Here is a 20,187-nt window from a genome sequence, read left to right on the forward strand (position 1 = left end):
ATAGACGCTATCATAAATGATGAGAAAATGAGTAAACACAACAAAAATATTAGAGCGGTATCTAACACTGTATTTGTAGCTGTAGCCGTAATCCTTATTATAATTGCAGCTGCAGGTTTCGCACTATATGCCACCAAGCCTTCGACTACGTCAACTGTTACTACTACAGTGCCAACAACTATAGTTTCCACAGTAACTACACCAGGAATGACAACCACCTCTACACAGACTGTTACATCAACTCAAACAGTTACATCAACTCAGACTACTACAGTTACTTCTACTTTGACTCAGCCTGTTACTGTTAATTCCTCTGGTGCCTTTTACAATGGTCAAGTTATAACATTCCAGTACACTGCCCAGTTCATGTGTACTCCACCTTCTACTACTTTCTTCCCCAATGAGACTAACCAGAGTAAGGTTGCAATGGGTTGTGAGGTTGGTGCTGGTAATATTTCAGCATTCCCCAAGAACGCTGCCCCTGTGTTTGTCTTAGTCCCTGCATTTGCCAGTTTGTCAATATTTGGTGTTCCTCAACTTGGTGCAACATCTCAGGGCTTCCCCACATTTACTTACAATAACGTGACTTATGTTATTACCACACAGTGTGGTGCTGCTTTGACAAAGACTGCCTGTCCTGACCACATGAGTTTGATCTACTCCCCAGCATTTACTGCTGTTGAGCAGGCTTTGGGTATTAAGAATGGTGTGTTTGGTCTACCTGAGGGTGTTTTGCCAACACCAGCCCACGATCATTTGGTTACATTTGCAACAAATCAGAGCATACCATGGTATATTGTTGTTGTTTTGGTTTTTGATCCAAACATATTCCCCAACCCAATTACAGGCCAATGCCAGGCTATAGTACCATCAAATACAACTAACCCAACAGCTAACTGTTTAAATAATATTCAGGCACTTGAGAATGCAATGATGACTTATGACAGTGCAGTTGGAATGGCAAATGCTAAGAACCCAATATGGAAAACACTTGTTAATGCAGACTTACAGGTTGTTGTCCCAGGGATAACATCACCAACTCAACTAATGTCAGCAACAAACTCAAACATGGTATTATACTTCAGCGACCCAGCAGTATACCCATACCCAATATAAAACAACAAACATAAATATTAAATCCATATATTAAGTAAATTATAATTTTTTTATACTAAACAATAAATTTCCATTTTTATCCTATAGGAACAAATGAATACATTTATCTACCATGATATATTTTCCATAGTTTTTGCTATTTTCAGTAGTGCCTCATCATGATAAATTTTACCTATTATTTGTAAGCCTATTGGTAATCCACTCAATTTAACTGAAGGAATACTAATTGCTGGAAAACCAAGTAGGTTAACAAACGCGGTATATCTAATAATGATTCTCCTATAATCTAGTTCCTTACCGATTATCTCATTAGCCTTTGGAGGAAGGATAGGAACCGTTGGGGTTATCACAGCATCAACGTGATTGAAAAGTTTAAGGAAATCACTAATTAAATACTTTCTCGATATCATGGATTGGATATATTCATGAGCAGGAATTGACAGACCACTTCTGATTAACTCTGCCACATCCCTGGGGTAATCACTCTCCCTGGATAAGAACAAATCTTTGTGAAATGCAGCTGCCTCTGCGAGTCTTATATTTGTCGTAATTTTATTAGAAGCTTCTATATCGAAATTTACACGTTTCATCTTAAAACCCTCGGAGTCAAGTTTTGAGACCACATTATCTAAAAATTCTTTCTCCACCTCAGTCTGGCTTTCTTGTAGTAATACGCCTAATGTAATCTTTCGAGGCTCTACACCTTGAGCTATGTTATCTATGTTTATTCTTGGGATATGGACTGTCGAAGAGTCGTTCTCGTCATAACCCATTATAAAGTGAGAGATCAGTGCAACATCTAAAACAGTTTTGCTTAAAACACCTATGGTATCTAGAGACCAAGCAGTTGGAAACAATCCGTATCTGCTTATGAGACCATTACTAGGTTTATACCCTATCACACCACAGAATGAGGCGGGAACTCTTACTGACCCGACCGTGTCGGTACCCAATGAGACAGGAACAGAGCCAAAGGCTACTGATGATGCTGAACCTCCGCTAGAGCCACCTGTTATCCTTTCAGTATCTAAAGGATTTCTTGTAGGTCCAAACTCCGAGACGAGATTAGTAACGCCTGACGCGAAGGCATGGAGATTGTTTTTACCTACAATTATGGCATCTGCCTCAAGTAGTTTGTTGACAACAGTAGCGTTATAATTAGGATAAAATTCTCTGAAGATCTTGCTAGCTATTGTTGTTCTTATACCTTTGCTAAATATGTTGTCTTTTACTGCGACAGGTAAACCTGATAAGGGACCTAGAGGTATTCCTCTTTTAAAATGCTCCTCTAATTTCTCAGCATGTCTAAGAGCTTCCTCTTTAATAACTGTTATATAGCTGTTGAACTTTTCAGCGTCAGTTTTCATTTTAGCTAGTGTATGCTGAATTAAATCTACAGGACTTTGATTCTTATTAATAATTTCACTTAAGGTGAGAATTACCTCTGGCTTCGGTCTAATATAGTCTGGACCTATAATTTTTTGAATATCGTTCATGATTTTAGTAGACATGATATTTTACATTAAAACCGTAATAATTAAACATAAAATATTTTTCTTACCATGAAAATCGCGGAATATTATATAAAAACGTTTAAAATTTCAACATTAAAAATTTCAACATTACCGTCATTATTCTCGGGATCTAAGAATAGCGGAAAAACACCCCATGAAAGAAACCTACGCCACTCAAAAAGATCTTCTAAAGCCGAAATATAACAAAAAATAAAAACTTTTGACATTTAAAAAGCCTTTATGCCTTCCCCTTACTTCTTCTTCTCTGCTCTTGCTAACATGTCTAATAATTCTTTTGGAGCGTCTTTCTCGCTGACAGCTCCTCTACCTGTCTTACCATTGTCGTCAAAGGTAAAGGACACCATTTTGCCGACTCTCCAGACCTTCTTTATCTTTGAAGTGTCTACTTCTTTCTCTTCACCCTTATACTTAAACCTCACTTTTGCCATATTTGTTCATGTATATCTTAAATTCGCCATTAATTAATATTATCATTAATATACCAGTATTACATTAATATCCAAATATCATTAGTATCACATTACAATTTATTTCAAAATAGCCCTAACTTTTGTGAAATTTATCTGAGGAGTACCACCATATTCATTTATAGCATTATTTACTATGCTATTTACAGGTCTGTCATCTAAGTCGAACAACCCTGACTTGTACATGTAATATACTCCTTTAGGGACACGTTCAGATATCTTAAATATTACGTGAATTCTGCCGAAGTCACTCTCCAAGTAACCCTCTCCCTCATAACAACAGTTATAAACTATGGGTTGAGGTCTGTCATATATCTCGTTGAATTGGCTGTTTGTATGATTTGGATGAGAGGAGAAAACGAGATATTCACCCATTGGTGGGTCTTTAAGTCTAGGTAAGGGGTTTACCTTGACTCTCTGGAAGCCATCGTAGTACTTCTTGACCTTAACTACTTTCTGTTTAACCAACTCTTCTAAACTTACACCTGTTCTTCGTATTGCGTAATCCACCGCCTTCCATTCATCCTCTTCTATCAAGGGATGAGAAATATCTAGTTGTCTCGCAATTAACCTCATCAACCTAATCTCATCAACTCCCTTAGGCTCATAGATTGGTTCGTTATATACTAGATAATCATGCCAATAACTGTAGACAACATCCCTTTTTTCAAGGAAAGTCGGTGAAGGGATAACTACGTTGGAAAGCTTAACACTTTCATTATGGAATGGGTCATGTGTAATTAAGGTTAATCTGCCCTCTTTTATCGCATCCACTATCCTATCACTATTAGGCAGAGAGTGTATGGGATTAGAATTCCAGGCGAAGATAACTTTTATATTTCCCTTTTCTACTTCCTCTCCGACTTTACCCATTGGGACAATTCTGGCTGGTTTCGAAACATGTAATCCCCTCAAATAGCTAAAGTCTATTCCCCACCCTTGGCTGTTAGAATAGAAGAACCCCCTTCTTAGACCTAATAAGGCTGGAATCAAAGATATTAGTGATACTGCATCTCCGCCATAATATGTCCTTCCTAAGGCAAACCCCATAATGGTCAATGGTCTACGATCGTAGTAAAGATCTCCTAACTCTTCAATATATTTCCTATTGAGCCCAGTTACACTCTCAATCTGATCCCAAGTATAACTATTCATATACTCTCTGAGAGTCACTTCATCATCTAGTATATTCGCACTTACACCGCGAGTGAAAATTCTCTTCATGACTCCAATTGCTAGAAATCCGTCACTGCCAGGTCTTACCAAATAGTATTTGTCACTTCTCCTTGCAGTTTCACTAATTCTCACATCCACTGTGATCTTGTATTTATTATGTAACAATTTCCAACCATGTATAAAGGAGATTGCGCTTTCGCTACCCCAAAAAACTACGCTGTCATATTTCTCAAATTCTTCAGGCAGAGCACCAAAGGAGCTACCGTAATGCGCCTTGATAGCTTCATGACCTTCAGATGAACAAATAGAGTAGTCTATAGATAACGTACCTAATAAATTCCACAATCTGGCTGGATAATACCAGGTAAGTAATCCTTGATTACCATCATACTCGACATGAATTATCTTGTCTTTAGGAGTCTCTTTAATAATCTTACTTATGTATTTCACAGAGTCCTCTAGGCTAGTCTCCTTTCCCTCTACAAGAGGACTTAGGACTCTATTGATCTTATTTCTCCTTAAGTCAGCATTGCCTCTTGAACATGTAAAACCTAAAAAGGGAAAAGATTTTAAAGGTTTATAATTATCATCGAAAATGCACGTATCATAGCAGTCCCTTGTGCAGGCAATTACCATTAAATAGTTATTCATGCAGAATTATAAAAAGGTAGTGATGAGTGCGACCGTGCCTGAATTGTGATGTGATTCCTTTAACCTGACTTAACAATTATCCACTTTCTAATGAGAGTTGAAAATATGTAGCTTCCCAAGAATGTAGTAATTAGAGCCATAATCACTATTTGCGAGTATTGAGATACATCAAGAACATTTCCTGATAACCCAACAGTTGCAACAACTAGACCAATTTCTCCTCTAGGTATCATACCTACAGCTGTGATAATAGATTGCTTCAGGTTCTTAGTGTAAAAGTAGGCAACAGGTAATATCCCAAATATTTTCCCTACAATCGCAAGAAACGATAGCAGTAAACCCAAAAGTAAATCATTTAAATTAAAGAAAATGTAGAATGGAGTTTCCATACCTACATAGACAAAAAACAGAGGACCAAATATGGAAATAAGGGTTTCAGTGAATCCATTAACTCTTTTTGACTTTACGCTCTCTGCTATAGCTACACCTGCGATGAAAGCAGCTATGATAGGCGAGAAGCCAACCACAAGCATAATCAGAACTAGGACAAACAAGATTACCAGCGATATATTGTCTACTATCTCATCTCTAACTACGGTCAAAATTTTAGGAATCAAAAATACTGCCACAAAAAATATGACTATCCACGCCAGTGAAAGTTCAAGAACTTTTAGTGTGGTTTGAACAAAGGGAAGACTACCTAGTGTTATTAATTCCACCACTGTGGATAAGATTATCAGTGCAACTACATCATCTATAGCTGCAGCAGATATAAGGAGCCTGGAAAAATTTTCTCTATATAACTTATATTCATCCACTATGGATACAGTTGCAGCTAGGCTGGTTGCTGCGCTCGCTGCACCCATGAGTAGGGCTACCTGTGGATCGTAGACTATAGAAAATACTACGAACACTAGGTAAGTGGGGATCACTGCACCTAAAGTAGCTGCCAAAAAGCCTAGAAATCCGGAGGATCTAAGGTTCTTAAAACCGTGCGAAAGACCTGCGGCGAAAATAAGCAGAATTACTGAGAAGTTTGCAAATAAAACTATATAATTGTTAATGGAAAATAGACTAACCTGCAAAATACTGTTAATTATACCTCCTAGAGCGTAAGGGCTGAATACAATCCCAACTATTATTTCAGCTACAAGGGCTGGGATAAAATATTTCCGAAGAAGTAGTCTACCACCTTGAGCGAGAGCTAGTAGTGAGAATAACTCAAGTAATGCTACATATATTTCATCTGTTTCCACTTTTTGCTCTACTGAGTATGAGATTTAATTTTTAACTTTTAAGTAGTAGATATTACAATGCCACTATTTGGATCAAAGGAAGAGGAGAAGAAAATTTACCATATTGATTCTTTAAATGAACACATGAGGAATGTAATTAAAACTGTAATGGACGTTAATATGAATGATCTTGCATACTATTACGGTTTAAAATACTTAAGTCCAGTTATTGGAGAGCCTATATTTATACCCTATGGTAGGTTAGATGGAAAGTTTAATGATTTCGAGAAAGCTTTTGAAAAACTTTATCAGGAAATAGAGAAAATAAAAGACAAGGGATTGAAACAGTACTTAGAGTGGTATCCCGGATCCAAGTTCCTTGATCATTATAGAATTGTATTTTACTCTGAAGTTCAAGAGGGAATAACTTATGGTATTGGAGCAGAGCCTTTAGCATTTATACCATCAAACAGTTTTGGATTGCCGAACATTGAGGGAGAAGCAGTTGTGATAGGTATGCAATTGTTAAATCTTGCTGTTCTTAAGAAACTCAACCTCAAGTTTTATGACCTAGTCAAGGATAAGAGGGATGAGGTAATAGAGGCTTACAATTGGTTATATTCAGAGTTTCATGCTAAATATGATACTAAGGATAGGAAATTTTTGACCGACATAGCATCATATTATATGAGACGATTCTTTCAACAAGTTTATGATGTAGCAAAGGACTATACTACAGACAAATTAGAGGGTAAAATAGCCATAATTCCACTCGTTGAGAGTAAGGCTAAAAAGGATGGAAAAATCATTGATGTATGGAGAGAGGACTTAAGAGACCTATTGGAACAGGCTAGGTACTATTTAGTTGAAGCTATTCCCGCAATTTACAATCAAGAACGCATGTCTAAGATACTTAAACAGGTTGGAAGTAACTTTGAAGAGATCATTTTAACATCCCAGAAGAAGCCGAAAATACCAGAAGAACTGAAAGACCTGAAGGTAAAAACTCAGGGAGATAAGTTCGTGGTGTTAACTAAGTGATAGTAGAGCATATGATTAAAGCAATAGCGGAGATATTGGGAGACGGCGAGAAAGTATATGTTGGCTTAAATTCCATACTACCTGCATTAGGCTCCTTTCTAGCTAGAGACGTATATCATAAGAATATAAGAATATATGGCGTGGCAGAGGCTGATAACCCTCTAGATATAACAATTTCACCATCAACAGGAGATCCAATGCTAGCTCAATATACTCCAGTGTTTACCACAGTTGACTTATTTGATTTAGTTCAGAAGGGTAAACTAGATGTTATGTTCTTAGGACCAATTCAAATAGATGAAGAAATTAACATTAATGTTTCAGTTATAGGAAGCTATGAAAAACCTAAAGTGAGGTTACCTGGGGGTGCGGCGACAGCATTTATGATGCCACTAATAAGAAAACTAATACTGTGGAATTTCAGACATAATAGACAGAGTTTCCCTAAAAGAGTTGACTTTGTAACCGGGACAGCTAAACATTCTAAGAACGAAGTATATGTAGTTACAAATTTAGGAGTTCTTCATTTTAATAGGGAAAAGAATAGATGGGAAGTGATAGTTCTGTACCCCTGGAGTAATATTAACGAAATAAAGAGCAATACGGGATTTGATGTCTATGAGGGTGATATCAAGGAAATTAGAGTAACTGACAAGGACATAGAATACATTAGGAAACTGGATCCTTACAACCTGAGAGAAGGATTGATAAAATAATCAAATAGGTTGAATGAGCTCGAGAACTTTTCCCCAGTCAACGTCATACACTCCAAACATACTTGTTGGTTCTGCACCCCTTGGAAGCTCCACAACAGCAGTCACATAGTCTGCATTAATTGTGGGTCTCTTGCCGTAAAAGTAGGATCTAGGCACTATCTCTTCAGCTGTTATAATAACAGTCCTTGACGCCTTTGCCTTAAACTCGTCTTCAAATAAAGGTCCCATAATCTCTGCATTTCCCTCCTCGTCTGCTTTATGGACGTGTATTATAGCTACATCTGGAGTAATCGCTTTAACCAACAGAATCTCTTGTCCTGAGAAAGGATCCTTGGCAACTCTCCAACTTCCAGCTTTTTCATGTAATTTTACCAGATCAGACCCAAGTACACCTTTAACGGGCATAAATGGGATTCCAAAAGCCCCTGCCCTTATTCCTGCTATAAACGCACCACAGCTATCCTCAAGAAATTCAACTTCACCGCTCTCTACTTTTTTCCTGAAGTTTGAAGGAATACCTAGCCATTCCAATGTTGCCATTGCAGCCCTTATTTTCTTCACAACGTTATACTTAAGTAAGATCTCCAGACCTAAACCTGGCTCTCTATCCACAAATCCCAAATTTCTTACATCACTATTCACTAGCGCAAATATAAAGCCCATGGGATTTCTATGAAATGATATACCACTTATTGTGATCCAATCTCCCTCCTTAACTAGCTTTATAGCTCTGTCTAAGCTCACTAGTTTTGACATAATATCTAGTACGTTAATTAAATATAAAAACAATTCTTACATCAGTCTTTAATTTACCTGATCACCCTTCATTACCAATATCCTAATAAACGAAAATAAGAACTAAATACAGCTTTTAAGAACCTTCACCACTCGAACCATATCCTCCTCCACCTAGAGTCTCAATTATTACTTCATCCCCTTCCTCCAACTCAACAACACACTTACTCTTTAAACTTACCAGTTCACCACTCCTCTTCCTAACTGTAGCTTTACCAGGTTTTCCCCTTTCTCCTCCGTTAAGACCCCACGGACCAATAATAAACCTATCAGCCATTAAGGCTAATCTAGTGGGAGATAGTACTTTGAAGGACCTAATAATTCCATCTCCACCCTTATACTTTCCTTTCCCTCCACTTCCCACTCTCACAGTATATGATGTAAATAGCAAAGGATAGACGCTTTCAGCAACTTCAATGGGAGTATTTAGTGTATTTGTCATGTTTGAGTGGACTGCAGAAACACCGTCTTCAGTTGGTCTCGCCCCGCTGCCTCCTCCAATTGTCTCATAGTACGACCAATACCTTCCTTTGTAAAAGCCTCCCATCATAATGTTCATCATAGTTCCTGAGCTTGCTGCTGGAACAGGTAAGAATTTTGATAGGGATAAGAAAGTAACATCAGCTAACCTTTGCGATGTCTCCACATTGCCTCCACTAACTGGGGCAGGCTTAACTGGATTAACTAAAGTACCTTCGTCGGCTTTAACTTCGACAAATGAGTAAAAACCTTCATTGGTTGACACTGACTTACCTAACGCTGATCTTATAGCAAATGACACTGCAGAATAGGTTACCCCGTAAACTGCATTCAAGGGACCATCAATCTGTGGATGAGTTCCACTGAAATCTGCGGTAACTCTATCCTTTCTCACCTTCAAGGTGAGTTTAATGGGCAGTAGTTTATCCTCCCATTCTAAATAGTCTTCAGCTTGATAATCGCCCTCCTTCCAATTAATGTTACTAACCACATTTCTCGTATACTCTATGGTTTCGTCCCAACCCTCTTCTACATTCTGCAAACCATATTTCTCTATTAGTTGTCTTACTCTAATTACTCCTAAACTGTTTGCAGATAGCTGAGCTCTTAGATCACCAATGGAGACTTCAGGCATCTTAAAATTCTCCTTTATGATCTTTATTACTCTCTCATCTAGCTTAACAGGAGGTATCACTATTCCCTCTTCATACAATGTTTTAGCTAAGGGATTTAGACTTCCAGGGATTGGACCACCAACGTCTACTTGATGGGCTTTATTTACAACATATCCGACTATCTTCCCTTGATAGTCTATAGGAGTCAATAGCCCGACGTCATTTAGATGTGTACCTGACACGTAAGGGTCATTAAAGATGTAATTCTCCCCTGGCTTAATTTCATCTCCTAGATACTTGAGAACGTTTACCACGGCAACCTTAAACGAGCCTAAATGGACTGGGATGTGCTCTGCTTGTGCAACAATCCTCCCTTGGCTATCTATAATAGCGCAACTATGGTCCATTCTCTCCCTTATGTTAGGAGATAATGCGGATTTCTTTAACATCACACCCATTTCTTCAGCTATAAATGTTGTAGCCTTATCGATTACCTCCCACGTTGTCACTGCTTTCTCACCTCCATAAATCCCATTTTACCTACTTCTAACTCCCATCCATCCTTAACTAGTGTTGTAGAACTATACTCTTCCACAATTACCGGACCTTTTGCTCTAAATCCTTTAGGTAATTTCTCCTTCAAGTAAATATCCACACTGACCCAATCATCAATGTAAACTTTTCTAGTCTTTTTACTAATATTTCCTCCTACAGGGTCAGGTAAAATAGGCTTTACTGTCTTCCTCACTGCAAACACTCTAGCATTGACAACTTCTATTGGATAGGGTAAAGAGTAACCGTATACTGCCTTATGTCTTTCTTCAAAATCCCTCCTATAATCGTTCTTTACCAACACAGTAAGCTCCCAACCCTGACCTTTATACCTAGCATCCACATATCTTATAAAGTAATCAACACTGCCCATTCTCTCTCTTAAACTCTCCTCTAACTTTCGAAATTCACTATCTACGTCTCTTGGAAATGGACTCCTAGCCTCTATTTTCTCGTCTACTGCAAGAAGGGAGAGTGCACTGAAAAGACCTGGATGAGGTGGAACTATTATCCTCTTGATTCCTAATTCTTCTGCAACATCTACAGCCCACTGGGGACCAGCACCACCAAAAGCGAATAAGGTGAACTCTGTAGGGTCTAATCCTCTCTCCACAGTCACTAATCTTATCGCTCTAGCCATTTCTATACTAGCTAATTTCACCGCTTGATAAGAAACTTCTATTGGATCTCCTAGCTTTTCTAGACCACTTCTGGCTCCTTCAACGTTTAATCTCATATTTCCTGAAAGTAAATATTCACTGATCCTACCCAGAACTAGATTAGCGTCAGTTAAAGTGGGTTTATCTCCTCCTTTCATATAGGCTATTGGACCTGGATCTGCCCCTGCACTTATTGGACCTACTCTTAAAGCTCCGCCCTCATCTCTCCAAATTATGGTACCACCACCTGCTGATACTTCAGCTAAATCTATAAATGGAAATCTTACCGGATAACCAGAACCCTTTACTAGTCTTCCATGATGAGCCTTCCCACCAACCTCATATTCGCTGGTAATCTCTATTTCATTGTTAACAATACTTCCTGCCTTTGCTGTTGTCCCTCCCATATCAAAACTTATGACATTACTAATACCTAGTAATTGAGAGAATACTTGGGCTCCAACCACTCCTGCTGCAGGTCCACTCTCTATAATCTGCACTGGTCTTTTCTTAACTTCATCAACATCTACGAGTCCCCCAGAACTTGACATTATGTACAGTGAGGGAATGTCTTTAGAGATACTCTCTAAGTATCTGGACACTATGGGCATGAGCATGGCGTTTATAACAGTTGTAGAGGTTCTTTCATATTCCCTCTGCTCAGGACAAACCTCATGTGAAATACAAACATAATTAAAGTGCTTTGAGAGAACTTCCTTTGCAACGTCTTCGTTCTCAGGGTTTGCATACGAGTGAAGAAAGGAAACAGCTACACTTTCAACGTCTTTTAGTCTAACAGCTATTTCATCAATTTCTAGGGGATTTAATTTAACTAGTACTCTACCGTCAAAAAGTGTTCTCTCGTTTACCTCAAATCTCAATTCTCTCGGTACCAAAGGCTTAGGCTTGTGAAAGTACATGTCATACAGTTCAGGTCTGTTTTGTCTGCCTATTTCAATTATGTCCTTAAAACCTTTAGTCGTAATTAAGGCAGTTTTTGGTAACTCGAGATTAACTTGACCTAAGAAGGCATTAGTTGCTACTGTGGTAGCGTGAATTACCCTATCAACTTTTACATTTAACTCTTCTATTGCCTTCCTTAAACCTACCTCAGGATTCCTAGGGGTAGATAGACCTTTATAGTACTTTATGTTACCGCTTTCGTCTATCGCAATCGCGTCTGTAAATGTACCGCCCACATCAACAGCAACAATCATGAATTCTAAATAAGAAGCCTGATTAAAAACTATTTTCTAGGTTGGCTTCTGCAGGCATCACTAGAGTGAACTTTTCCCACTAACGTGCGTAGGACAAGAATTAAAGTCTGAAAGTAAAAACTTTCTGTGTTCTACAAGATAGTTACGATATTATTTTCTTTAAAGTTTTATTATTGAAGAGATGATCTTAAATTATCTGACCTCCTCCCCGCCCTAAAGGGTTCCTTTAGAGCGATTCACAGGTTTATGATTTACCGCCTTCACCCTCATCATCTCATAACTAGTGAGTATCACCCACTCCACACATCCAGCGGTAAACCAAAGGCTAGGTCTTCAGCCACTTTACCCCTATCCCTCTGGTCAAACCCTCATTCCACCCTCCTTGAGACTCAAGGATATTGTTTTTCAGCATGAGGACACTTAATTGAACTAATATACCCATTTCCATAGGTTTCCTCACGCACCATTTTAACCAAATTTAACATCTTAACGATACTATAAAAACCCCACCCCGCCTTAAAAGACAAGGCTTGTCGATTCTCTGTTAGTGGATTTTGGAATATATCATCACTCAACCAAGGAAGATTCGGAAATGTTAAGGAGAATTGCTAAAGAGCTCTTTTTCGAAGCCTTTATGAGGACTGGCTTACCAAGAGATAAGGAGATAAGTGTTTTAGATGTAGGATGCGGATTAGGTTTTTTAAGTTATGTTGTAACCCAGTATTTTCCAAAGGCGAAAATATTATGAATAGACACTTTTGAAAACTCAAGTCTTCTGGATTCAGATATGAGGAAGGCTGAAGAAAACATGGAACACTTAGGTATCAGGGACAGGGTATTCTTCAAAAGGTTAAATGTTTTAGATATCACTGAGGAATTAGGGCGCTTTGACATGGTTGTCTCCAATTTAGTTTTTCATAATTTAGGTAGAAGGAGATTCTAGGCATATGAAAAGATTACTAAAGTGATGAACCTTAGCTCGTTCTTCATAAATGGCGATATATTTTTTGGAAATCAGCCCGAGAAATCTTTTAAAACAGAGATAAGTAGATTAAGCAAGATATTCAAACTAATATTCAGTAAGAGGTTAGAGTTAAAAGAATCAGTAACTTACTACATATCAGTCCTAACTAGTGCTTAAATTACGTAAGACGTGTTTATAGACGTAAAGAGATCTCTGCTGTTCCTGCGCGTTCTTTTCAACTAAGCCAGGTGAGTTGTTGTCTTGTAACTTCGGGGTATTAGACTATTCAAAGAGATGGTTGTAAAGCTTTTTAGGAGAATTTAAAATATAAAAATCTAAAAATCGATTTACTTTGCCTAACATTTATTTGGGGCTTGTGTAATGAGTAGAAAAACATATGTAATAATAGGCTTCATGATAATGTGCTTTAACTCTATTTATCAGTACTCTTGGAACGCATTACAACCGCTTTTAAAATCAGGGTTCAATGTGAATTTAGTCCAGGTTGCACTTGGTTTTACACTTTTTAGTATATTCTCTTCATTAGCACAACCTTTAGGAGGTCATTTTGCTGATAAACAGGGACCTAAGAGAATAGGAATTATAGCAGGGATTTTATCATCTATAGGCTTCTTGGGAACATACCTTTCACCCAACATATATGTCTTCTACACTGTATGGTCAATAGGAAGTGCGGGAGAGGGAATCTTATACGGCATAGCTGCAAACCTAGCAATGAAATGGTTCGAAGGCAAAAAGGGAGTTGCTACAGGTATAGTCTCCATGGGCTTAGGAATAGGTTCAGCACTTCTTAACCCTTTCATAGCAATGGCAACAAGCTATAAGACAATAACACTTGGTATTGGTTTAACTGAAGTTATCGTATTGCCAATTCTACTTTGGTTGTCAGACTATCCAAAACTGTTATCAGGACAAGCTCCTAGGCAAATTATAACTACTACCCGATTTTGGCTCATATACGTTTCCTTTGTAACTGTACTTGTACCTTTCAGCGTGATATCCTCACAGCTATCAGTTATTGGAAAAGGAGTTCCACAACAGGAGCTGATTACCTTGATTTCACTTTTACCTTTATTGAGTGGTGGGCTGAGACCATTTTTTGGAATGATTGCAGATAGACTAGGTATAATAAGAACCACATTAATTCTAGATTTAACGATAACATTGGGTGCGTTGTTTTTACTGTTGAACCAAATTGCAATTTCAACGATTTTAGTGGGTCTTTCGGGAGGATCAATGATAACACTTTATTTCAATGTTGCAGGGGAAATATTTGGAACACGATTCTCGACAGTAAACAGCGGGATACTTTATACGGGAAAAGCCCTTGGTGGGACATTAGGAAGTGTGGTCTTTGCAATACTCTATAGTATAAACCTACAGTTGTCAGAGATGTATTCGTTAATTTGTGGTATTATAGGCATTTTAGCTCTATTACTTGTAGTTTTTACAACACAACAACAAGCTCAACGAGTCTAAAAACCAAGACTTAACTGTTTGAAAGAGTGTATTTATCCTTAGCATATCCTGACAAATTAACGACCATCCTCGCCCTTTAGGCGGGGAAGAGGTCAGTGTACGTAAAATTAATTAGCTTGCATAGACATATTACGGTGTACCTTTATCTCCTTTTAGACGTGTTTAATAAATTGTGAAAAGTATTCTTTCAAATAGTCATTTAAATGAAATAAAATATAAGTACTATAATCCTAATGGGTAGTTACTTTTTTATGTGAAAAGAATCATACGAAAATATGCAAATAAGTAAGTATGAGGTCTATTTGGACTTTGATTTTAAGAATTTAAGCTATAGAGGAAAAGAGAAAATATATTGTAGCATAGACGATGAGCTAGTTCTAGACGCTATAGGATTCTCTATTCACTCAGTCAAGATAAACGGTAAGGAAGTTGACTATAATTATGACGAAGAGAAGTTAAGGATAAAGACCGGTAAGTTCGATGGAGTAATCGAGGTAAACTTCACTGGAAAGGTAAGAGAAAGGGAACTTGTAGGGATTTATAAGGCTCCTTATGATGGTGGAAAGAATTACATTGTTTCCACTCAATTCGAATCAAATCATGCTCGAAAGTTTATTCCCTGTGTGGATCATCCCTCCTATAAGGCGGTATTCAAAATACAGGTAAGGGTAGATAAAGATCTTGATGTCATATCGAACATGCCTATACAGAAGGTCACTGAAGAGGGAGATAAAAAGCTGGTTGAGTTTTATGAGACGCCAAAAATGTCGACATATCTCCTCTACCTAGGAGTGGGTAAGTTTGAGGAGATTAAAGATGAATTAGATGGTATACAAGTTATTGTGGCTTCAGTTCCAGGAAAAATATCTAAGGGAAGATTCTCCCTTGAAGTAGGAAAGAAAGTAATTAACTTTTACAATGAATACTTTGGCATAAAATACCAATTACCTAAGGAGCACTTAATTGCAATTCCTGAATTTGCCTTTGGAGCCATGGAAAACTGGGGAGCGATAACGTTCAGAGAAACTGCGCTACTAGCTGATGAGAAATCCTCTGTAATCCAGAGGATGAGAGTAGCCGAAGTGGTAGCCCACGAGTTAGCCCACCAATGGTTTGGCGACCTAGTTACCATGAAGTGGTGGGATGACCTATGGCTAAATGAAAGTTTTGCCACATTCATGGGTTATAAAGCAATTGATCACCTATTTCCCAATTGGGACATGTTTGGAGACTTCATACACAGTGAAACGTCAGGGGCAATGCTGAGGGACTCGTTATCAACAACCCATCCAATAGAGGCTCATGTCAAGAGCCCTGAGGAAATTGAACAGATATTTGACGACATAAGCTATGGAAAGGGAGCCAGTATACTGAGAATGATAGAAGGTTATATGGGCAAAGAGGCATTCCAGAAGGGAATTCAAAATTATCTTCAAAAATACAAATTCTCTAATGCTGAGGGACAAGACTTTTGGAATAGCCTTCAGGAGGCGTCAGGTCTACCAATCGCTGATGTCGTAAAAGACTGGATCACTAAGAAAGGCTACCCTGCAGTTAAGGTAGAGGTAGAGGGAACCAAAATAAGATTATACCAGGAGAGGTTCTCGCTAACGCCCCTTAATGAAAATACTACCTATCTTATTCCCCTTACCTTAGAGGTAAATGGTAAAAGGATAACTCAGTTAATGAGAGAGCAGAGTATGACAATAGATGTTGGCAGTGAGGTGAAATCTCTAAAGGTCAATTTAGATAGGGTTGGTTTCTATCGTGTAGAGTATGATAACCTGGATCTATTCCTGAATGCTTATCCTAACCATTATGAAAGGTGGGGATTACTTGATGACTATTACAACTTACTACTGGCAGGTAGAATCAATTATGAAGTTTACGAGAATGCAGTTAAAGAACTAATGAACGACGATAATTACCTAGTTGTAGATGAAATAAGGGGACAACTCTTCTTCTTATGGACAGTAAATCCATCCAAATACACTTTAATAATTGATTTCCTAGAAATTCAGTTACCTAAATGGAGTAAGAGGACAGATGACCTATCGCAAAGAGTTTATGGAAACCTCCTGAGAAGTTTTGCATATGTCGACGATAGGTTTGCTCAAGGATTATCAATATCATTCGACAACTATGATAGTTTGAATCCTAATTTAAAGGAGGCTGTTGCAATAGCCTATGCAATAACTCAAGGTGAAAATGGATATGACGAACTCCTAAGGAAATACAGAGAGGAGAAATTTGATGAAGAAAAACAAAGAATACTAAACGCAATGCTAAGTTTTAGAGAACCTTACCTAGTGGTTAACACTTTGAGTTTAGCATTAAACGGGGAAATAAAGAGGCAGGATACAGCAAGAATAATTCCTTTGGCATCTGCAAATCCTTATTCCAGATTTGCTGTGTGGAGATGGACTAAGACTTATATGGAGTTCTTAAGGAGCATATACGCAGGTACAGGAATACTTGGAAGAAGCTTTAGAGGAGCTATTCCATACCTAGGTTTAAACATACCTGAGGTGGAAGAGTACTTCACGAGTAATAAATTCCCTGAAATGGAAGTAGAGATAAAGAGCGCCTTAGAAATCCTCAAAGCTTTGAAGAGATTAAGTTAAAATGATTCCTGGTTTATAAGGCAAGGCTATTGATTTTTTACCCTTTATATCTGGAGTTGATGGATCCTTGGAGTTGTATATGTAAATCTCCTTTACGTCAAGTTTATTTAGAAGGAATTGGGCATTAGAGGTCAGAATCTCGCTCTCATTTATACCAATTTCAGCTAAGTCCTTTATCTTATCTGGTAGATCTCCAGCTATCTCATAAGCCAACCTAGCCATTTCTTTATCTCCCACCTCTTTTTCGAAGTCCAGTAGACTCTTCCTCTCTTTAAGGGATTCAATGGCTTTCCTTATCAGCTCTCTCTGCATGTTATCCTCATTAACATATATGATTACAGTTTCAGGTTCCTTTGGCATTTTTGACTTCATGGAGTTAATCAAATCTATTGTGTACCTCAAGTATTCTATCTCAAGTAAAGCTCTCTTCTCGTATTTTAACTCTCCTTTCACCGGGAATTTCTGTCTAACGACAAGTGAATTATCTAACTTGTGCCATAGTTCTTCAGCTAAATGTGGTGTAAATGGAGCCATCAACCTTACCCAGACTGAGATTATATTTTTAACTATGTCCGAGTTTATTTTTCCGTTTCCAAGTTCTAGATAGTCTTTCAAATCTTCATATATATCATAATATATGGTCTTATAAGCTGTCCTCAAGTCAAGATTTGATAGACAATTATCAATTAGGTCAATATATTCTGAGATAAGCGATGATATCCACAAATCAACCTTTCTCATCTCATTTACAGACTGTAGTTTTAATAAGTTATATATAAAATCATGAATGTGCTTCAATTGTTCCGCGATACTCTTAGCTATGTTTGGACTAAACTCGATATCATCAGATAAAGAAGATGTTGAAGTTAAGGCAAGCCTGACCGTATCAACACCGTATTCCCGAATAGCCTTGTTTAGCGGATATACGTTTCCAAAGCTCTTACTCATCTTCTTTCCTCCAACCCTTATAAAGCCGTTTAGGACTATTCTCTTAGGAACTTTATCTTCTCCTAGTACCCCAACATGATGATACAGGTAATATGGAATGTGGTTCTGAACCAGATCCCTTCCACTATGTCTTGAGTCTACTGGGTACCAATATTCCACTTCCTTTCTTAATTCTTCAAGTTGTTCCTTTGGAATTCCTAGTTCTCGAGATAACTGAGAGGAATCTCCCCTACCTAAAACTACATAATCCCAGAATCTCTCATTAAGTATACTGGTGGGATAAGACTTAACCTTGTTGGCTACTATATAAAATACTGTGTAGATTGTAGAGTCACTTAGACTGTCAATTATTTGTCTATCATCCCATGGCAGTCTTACTCCTAAGCCCCTAGATCTTGTAAATGGTCTAGGTTTCATGTTGAATATTATCTTACTTATCTCTCTCTTTGCGTCTGAGGGTAAAATCTCAACTTTATCTAGATTTTTTAAAACTGACGATTTCCAAGTACTATTAGAATAATCAATGAACCATTGGTCATCGAAAACCTTTACAACAACCTCAGCTCCACACCTACAGTAAACCGGTCCGTTTATTATCTCGTAAATATCACCATGAACACCTAAATTTCTCAAAAGTTCAACAACACTTGACCTCGCTTCTCTCACACTTCTGCCTGCTATTCTCTCCCTCACAAATTGCTTCATGTAATCTGGGACGAGATCAACCACTTCATCTCTTATTGAGCCCTTATGAAACTCTAAGCGATAAAGTGTGTCTATGTAGTCCTTTAGCTCTTGTGCACTAGTAGTCTGAGCTGTTTCAAGAACTTCCATTGCAGGAAAATCACCGTAGTCCTCAGATTTAATCACAGGAACTATCTCGAAACTTTCCTTTAATTCACTTAAAGCTAAATAATGTAAGGGTTCATGTGCAGGCACAGCCATTACTAGTCCTGTGCCTTGTTTAGATTCTACATATTTACTGGGTAGTACTGCCAGTTTCTTCAGCGTTACAGGATTTGTAACATTTAAGCCTATTAATTCTTCGCCTTTTTTCCTTTCTTCTTCAGTTAAATTCATCTGAAAGCTTAACTTCTTAAACGCCTCAGTAGATATCACAAGCCTTTTACCGCTTTTATTATCTATGACAACAGAGTAGTCGCTCTCTGGATTAATCAGTATTGCTACTGCACCAAAGATTGTCTCTGGTCTAGATGTTGCTGTGAGAAATAGTAATTTTTCACCTTGAAAGTATATTACATCTAAATCTATTATCTCAGGTTCTATGTCACCTCTAGTATCATGCATCCCCACAGGAAACTCATCCACAGGACAGTAAGCAACAGGTGCCTTTTCCTTTTTTATGTATCCTATCTCCTGAAGTCGTTTATATTGCCACTGTACAAATCGCTCAAAGGCTGGGTCTATAGTTGTAAACTCTCTTCTTCGATCTATACTTAAGCCCAGTGTTAATGCAGTATTTCGCATGTCTTCTTTAAAGTAAGCAGAAAGATATGAGGGGTCAGAGAACTTAGATATAACACCAATAGGTATTTGATAGACATTAGTAAACGTCGAAATTATTTCCTCATCTCCTCTCTTTACTGCGTCAGCTATGGACAAAATTGGAGTTCCTGTGAATTGAAAGGCGAATGGAAAGAGTACGTTATATCCTTTCATACGTAAATATCTGGCATAGATGTCAGCTGTGATGTATGTGCGACCATGACCTATATGTAAGGGACTATTAGTATATGGAAACGCTACTGTGATAAACTTTTTCTCCTTCGTCCTATCAACATCTGCCTCATAAACTCTCTCGGAATCCCAAACCTTTTGCCATTTTGATGCTATTTCGTTTAGGAAATCCACATATCTTAATAATTAAAAAGAATAT

General features: G+C 37.9%; 18 protein-coding genes. 8 read left to right on the forward strand and 10 right to left on the reverse strand.

Features of this window, described 5'->3' with window-relative positions; all coding sequences use genetic code 11:
- Nucleotides 1-27: 27 nt before the first annotated feature.
- Nucleotides 28-1,116, forward strand: a complete 1,089-nt coding sequence (locus SUSAZ_01830; protein ID AHC50858.1) for a hypothetical protein — start codon at nucleotides 28-30, stop codon at nucleotides 1,114-1,116.
- A gap of 107 nt (nucleotides 1,117-1,223) precedes the next feature.
- On the opposite strand, the gene SUSAZ_01835 is transcribed toward SUSAZ_01830, so the two are convergent.
- The 5 genes from SUSAZ_01835 to SUSAZ_01855 form a co-directional block, all read right to left on the reverse strand.
- Nucleotides 1,224-2,483, reverse strand: coding sequence for an amidase (locus SUSAZ_01835; GenBank protein AHC50859.1), 1,260 nt, complete (start codon nucleotides 2,481-2,483; stop codon nucleotides 1,224-1,226).
- Between the two features lie 212 nt (nucleotides 2,484-2,695).
- The gene (locus SUSAZ_01840) at nucleotides 2,696-2,857 is read right to left on the reverse strand and encodes a hypothetical protein (GenBank protein ID AHC52416.1); all 162 of its coding nucleotides are present in this window, start codon (nucleotides 2,855-2,857) and stop codon (nucleotides 2,696-2,698) included.
- A gap of 24 nt (nucleotides 2,858-2,881) precedes the next feature.
- On the reverse strand, nucleotides 2,882-3,079 hold the full coding sequence (locus tag SUSAZ_01845) for a DNA-binding protein (GenBank protein ID AHC50860.1): 198 nt from the start codon (nucleotides 3,077-3,079) through the stop codon (nucleotides 2,882-2,884).
- A gap of 99 nt (nucleotides 3,080-3,178) precedes the next feature.
- Entirely contained in the window at nucleotides 3,179-4,930 is a 1,752-nt protein-coding gene (locus tag SUSAZ_01850; GenBank protein ID AHC50861.1) for a molybdopterin oxidoreductase, read from the reverse strand.
- Nucleotides 4,931-5,004: 74 nt separating this feature from the next.
- Nucleotides 5,005-6,201, reverse strand: coding sequence for a sodium:proton antiporter (locus SUSAZ_01855; protein ID AHC50862.1), 1,197 nt, complete (start codon nucleotides 6,199-6,201; stop codon nucleotides 5,005-5,007).
- A 57-nt stretch (nucleotides 6,202-6,258) separates the two neighbouring features.
- On the opposite strand from SUSAZ_01855, the gene SUSAZ_01860 reads away from it, so the two are divergent.
- Together SUSAZ_01860 and SUSAZ_01865 are read left to right on the forward strand one after the other, a co-directional pair.
- A complete protein-coding gene (locus SUSAZ_01860) occupies nucleotides 6,259-7,221 on the forward strand; it encodes a hypothetical protein (protein ID AHC50863.1) in 963 nt (320 codons plus the stop codon).
- On the forward strand, nucleotides 7,218-7,937 hold the full coding sequence (locus tag SUSAZ_01865) for a CoA transferase (GenBank protein ID AHC50864.1): 720 nt from the start codon (nucleotides 7,218-7,220) through the stop codon (nucleotides 7,935-7,937). The genes SUSAZ_01860 and SUSAZ_01865 overlap by 4 nt, the downstream gene beginning before the upstream one ends.
- Here the strand turns inward: SUSAZ_01865 and SUSAZ_01870 are convergent, their stop codons facing one another.
- The 4 genes from SUSAZ_01870 to SUSAZ_01885 all read right to left on the reverse strand — a co-directional run bounded on the left by SUSAZ_01870 (nucleotide 7,938) and on the right by SUSAZ_01885 (nucleotide 12,714).
- On the reverse strand, nucleotides 7,938-8,693 hold the full coding sequence (locus SUSAZ_01870) for a CoA transferase (protein ID AHC50865.1): 756 nt from the start codon (nucleotides 8,691-8,693) through the stop codon (nucleotides 7,938-7,940).
- Between the two features lie 115 nt (nucleotides 8,694-8,808).
- Nucleotides 8,809-10,335, reverse strand: coding sequence for a 5-oxoprolinase (locus SUSAZ_01875; protein ID AHC50866.1), 1,527 nt, complete (start codon nucleotides 10,333-10,335; stop codon nucleotides 8,809-8,811).
- Nucleotides 10,332-12,254: a 5-oxoprolinase gene (locus SUSAZ_01880; protein AHC50867.1), complete on the reverse strand. Its 1,923-nt coding sequence runs from the start codon at nucleotides 12,252-12,254 to the stop codon at nucleotides 10,332-10,334. The genes SUSAZ_01875 and SUSAZ_01880 overlap by 4 nt, the downstream gene beginning before the upstream one ends.
- Nucleotides 12,255-12,579: 325 nt before the next feature.
- Nucleotides 12,580-12,714, reverse strand: a complete 135-nt coding sequence (locus SUSAZ_01885) for a hypothetical protein (GenBank protein AHC52417.1) — start codon at nucleotides 12,712-12,714, stop codon at nucleotides 12,580-12,582.
- A gap of 87 nt (nucleotides 12,715-12,801) precedes the next feature.
- On the opposite strand from SUSAZ_01885, the gene SUSAZ_01890 reads away from it, so the two are divergent.
- From SUSAZ_01890 to SUSAZ_01910, 5 genes are all read left to right on the forward strand, one after another.
- Nucleotides 12,802-13,002, forward strand: coding sequence for a hypothetical protein (locus SUSAZ_01890; protein ID AHC52418.1), 201 nt, complete (start codon nucleotides 12,802-12,804; stop codon nucleotides 13,000-13,002).
- 39 nt (nucleotides 13,003-13,041) lie between these two features.
- Nucleotides 13,042-13,197, forward strand: coding sequence for a hypothetical protein (locus tag SUSAZ_01895; GenBank protein ID AHC52419.1), 156 nt, complete (start codon nucleotides 13,042-13,044; stop codon nucleotides 13,195-13,197).
- Between the two features lie 24 nt (nucleotides 13,198-13,221).
- A complete protein-coding gene (locus SUSAZ_01900) occupies nucleotides 13,222-13,395 on the forward strand; it encodes a hypothetical protein (GenBank protein AHC52420.1) in 174 nt (57 codons plus the stop codon).
- A gap of 204 nt (nucleotides 13,396-13,599) precedes the next feature.
- Nucleotides 13,600-14,718, forward strand: a complete 1,119-nt coding sequence (locus SUSAZ_01905) for a hypothetical protein (protein AHC50868.1) — start codon at nucleotides 13,600-13,602, stop codon at nucleotides 14,716-14,718.
- 275 nt (nucleotides 14,719-14,993) lie between these two features.
- Nucleotides 14,994-17,342 (forward strand): leucyl aminopeptidase, encoded by a 2,349-nt coding sequence (locus SUSAZ_01910; protein AHC50869.1) that lies wholly within the window; start codon nucleotides 14,994-14,996, stop codon nucleotides 17,340-17,342.
- On the opposite strand, the gene SUSAZ_01915 is transcribed toward SUSAZ_01910, so the two are convergent.
- Nucleotides 17,334-20,162 (reverse strand): leucyl-tRNA synthetase, encoded by a 2,829-nt coding sequence (locus SUSAZ_01915; GenBank protein AHC50870.1) that lies wholly within the window; start codon nucleotides 20,160-20,162, stop codon nucleotides 17,334-17,336. The genes SUSAZ_01910 and SUSAZ_01915 overlap by 9 nt on opposite strands.
- Between the last annotated feature and the right edge of the window lie 25 nt (nucleotides 20,163-20,187).

Origin of the sequence: Sulfolobus acidocaldarius SUSAZ (genome assembly GCA_000508305.1) — an archaeon.
Taxonomy (GTDB): domain Archaea; phylum Thermoproteota; class Thermoprotei_A; order Sulfolobales; family Sulfolobaceae; genus Sulfolobus; species Sulfolobus acidocaldarius_A.

Coding starts and splice junctions, on each gene's coding strand:
- SUSAZ_01910 (AHC50869.1), top strand. CDS start 14,994: ATGCAAATAAGTAAGTATGAGGTCTATTTGGACTTTGATTTTAAGAAT.
- SUSAZ_01830 (AHC50858.1), top strand. CDS start 28: ATGAGTAAACACAACAAAAATATTAGAGCGGTATCTAACACTGTATTT.
- SUSAZ_01850 (AHC50861.1), bottom strand. CDS start 4,930: ATGGTAATTGCCTGCACAAGGGACTGCTATGATACGTGCATTTTCGAT.
- SUSAZ_01845 (AHC50860.1), bottom strand. CDS start 3,079: ATGGCAAAAGTGAGGTTTAAGTATAAGGGTGAAGAGAAAGAAGTAGAC.
- SUSAZ_01895 (AHC52419.1), top strand. CDS start 13,042: ATGAGGAAGGCTGAAGAAAACATGGAACACTTAGGTATCAGGGACAGG.
- SUSAZ_01870 (AHC50865.1), bottom strand. CDS start 8,693: ATGTCAAAACTAGTGAGCTTAGACAGAGCTATAAAGCTAGTTAAGGAG.
- SUSAZ_01905 (AHC50868.1), top strand. CDS start 13,600: ATGAGTAGAAAAACATATGTAATAATAGGCTTCATGATAATGTGCTTT.
- SUSAZ_01835 (AHC50859.1), bottom strand. CDS start 2,483: ATGAAAACTGACGCTGAAAAGTTCAACAGCTATATAACAGTTATTAAA.
- SUSAZ_01880 (AHC50867.1), bottom strand. CDS start 12,254: ATGATTGTTGCTGTTGATGTGGGCGGTACATTTACAGACGCGATTGCG.
- SUSAZ_01860 (AHC50863.1), top strand. CDS start 6,259: ATGCCACTATTTGGATCAAAGGAAGAGGAGAAGAAAATTTACCATATT.
- SUSAZ_01900 (AHC52420.1), top strand. CDS start 13,222: ATGAACCTTAGCTCGTTCTTCATAAATGGCGATATATTTTTTGGAAAT.
- SUSAZ_01840 (AHC52416.1), bottom strand. CDS start 2,857: ATGTCAAAAGTTTTTATTTTTTGTTATATTTCGGCTTTAGAAGATCTT.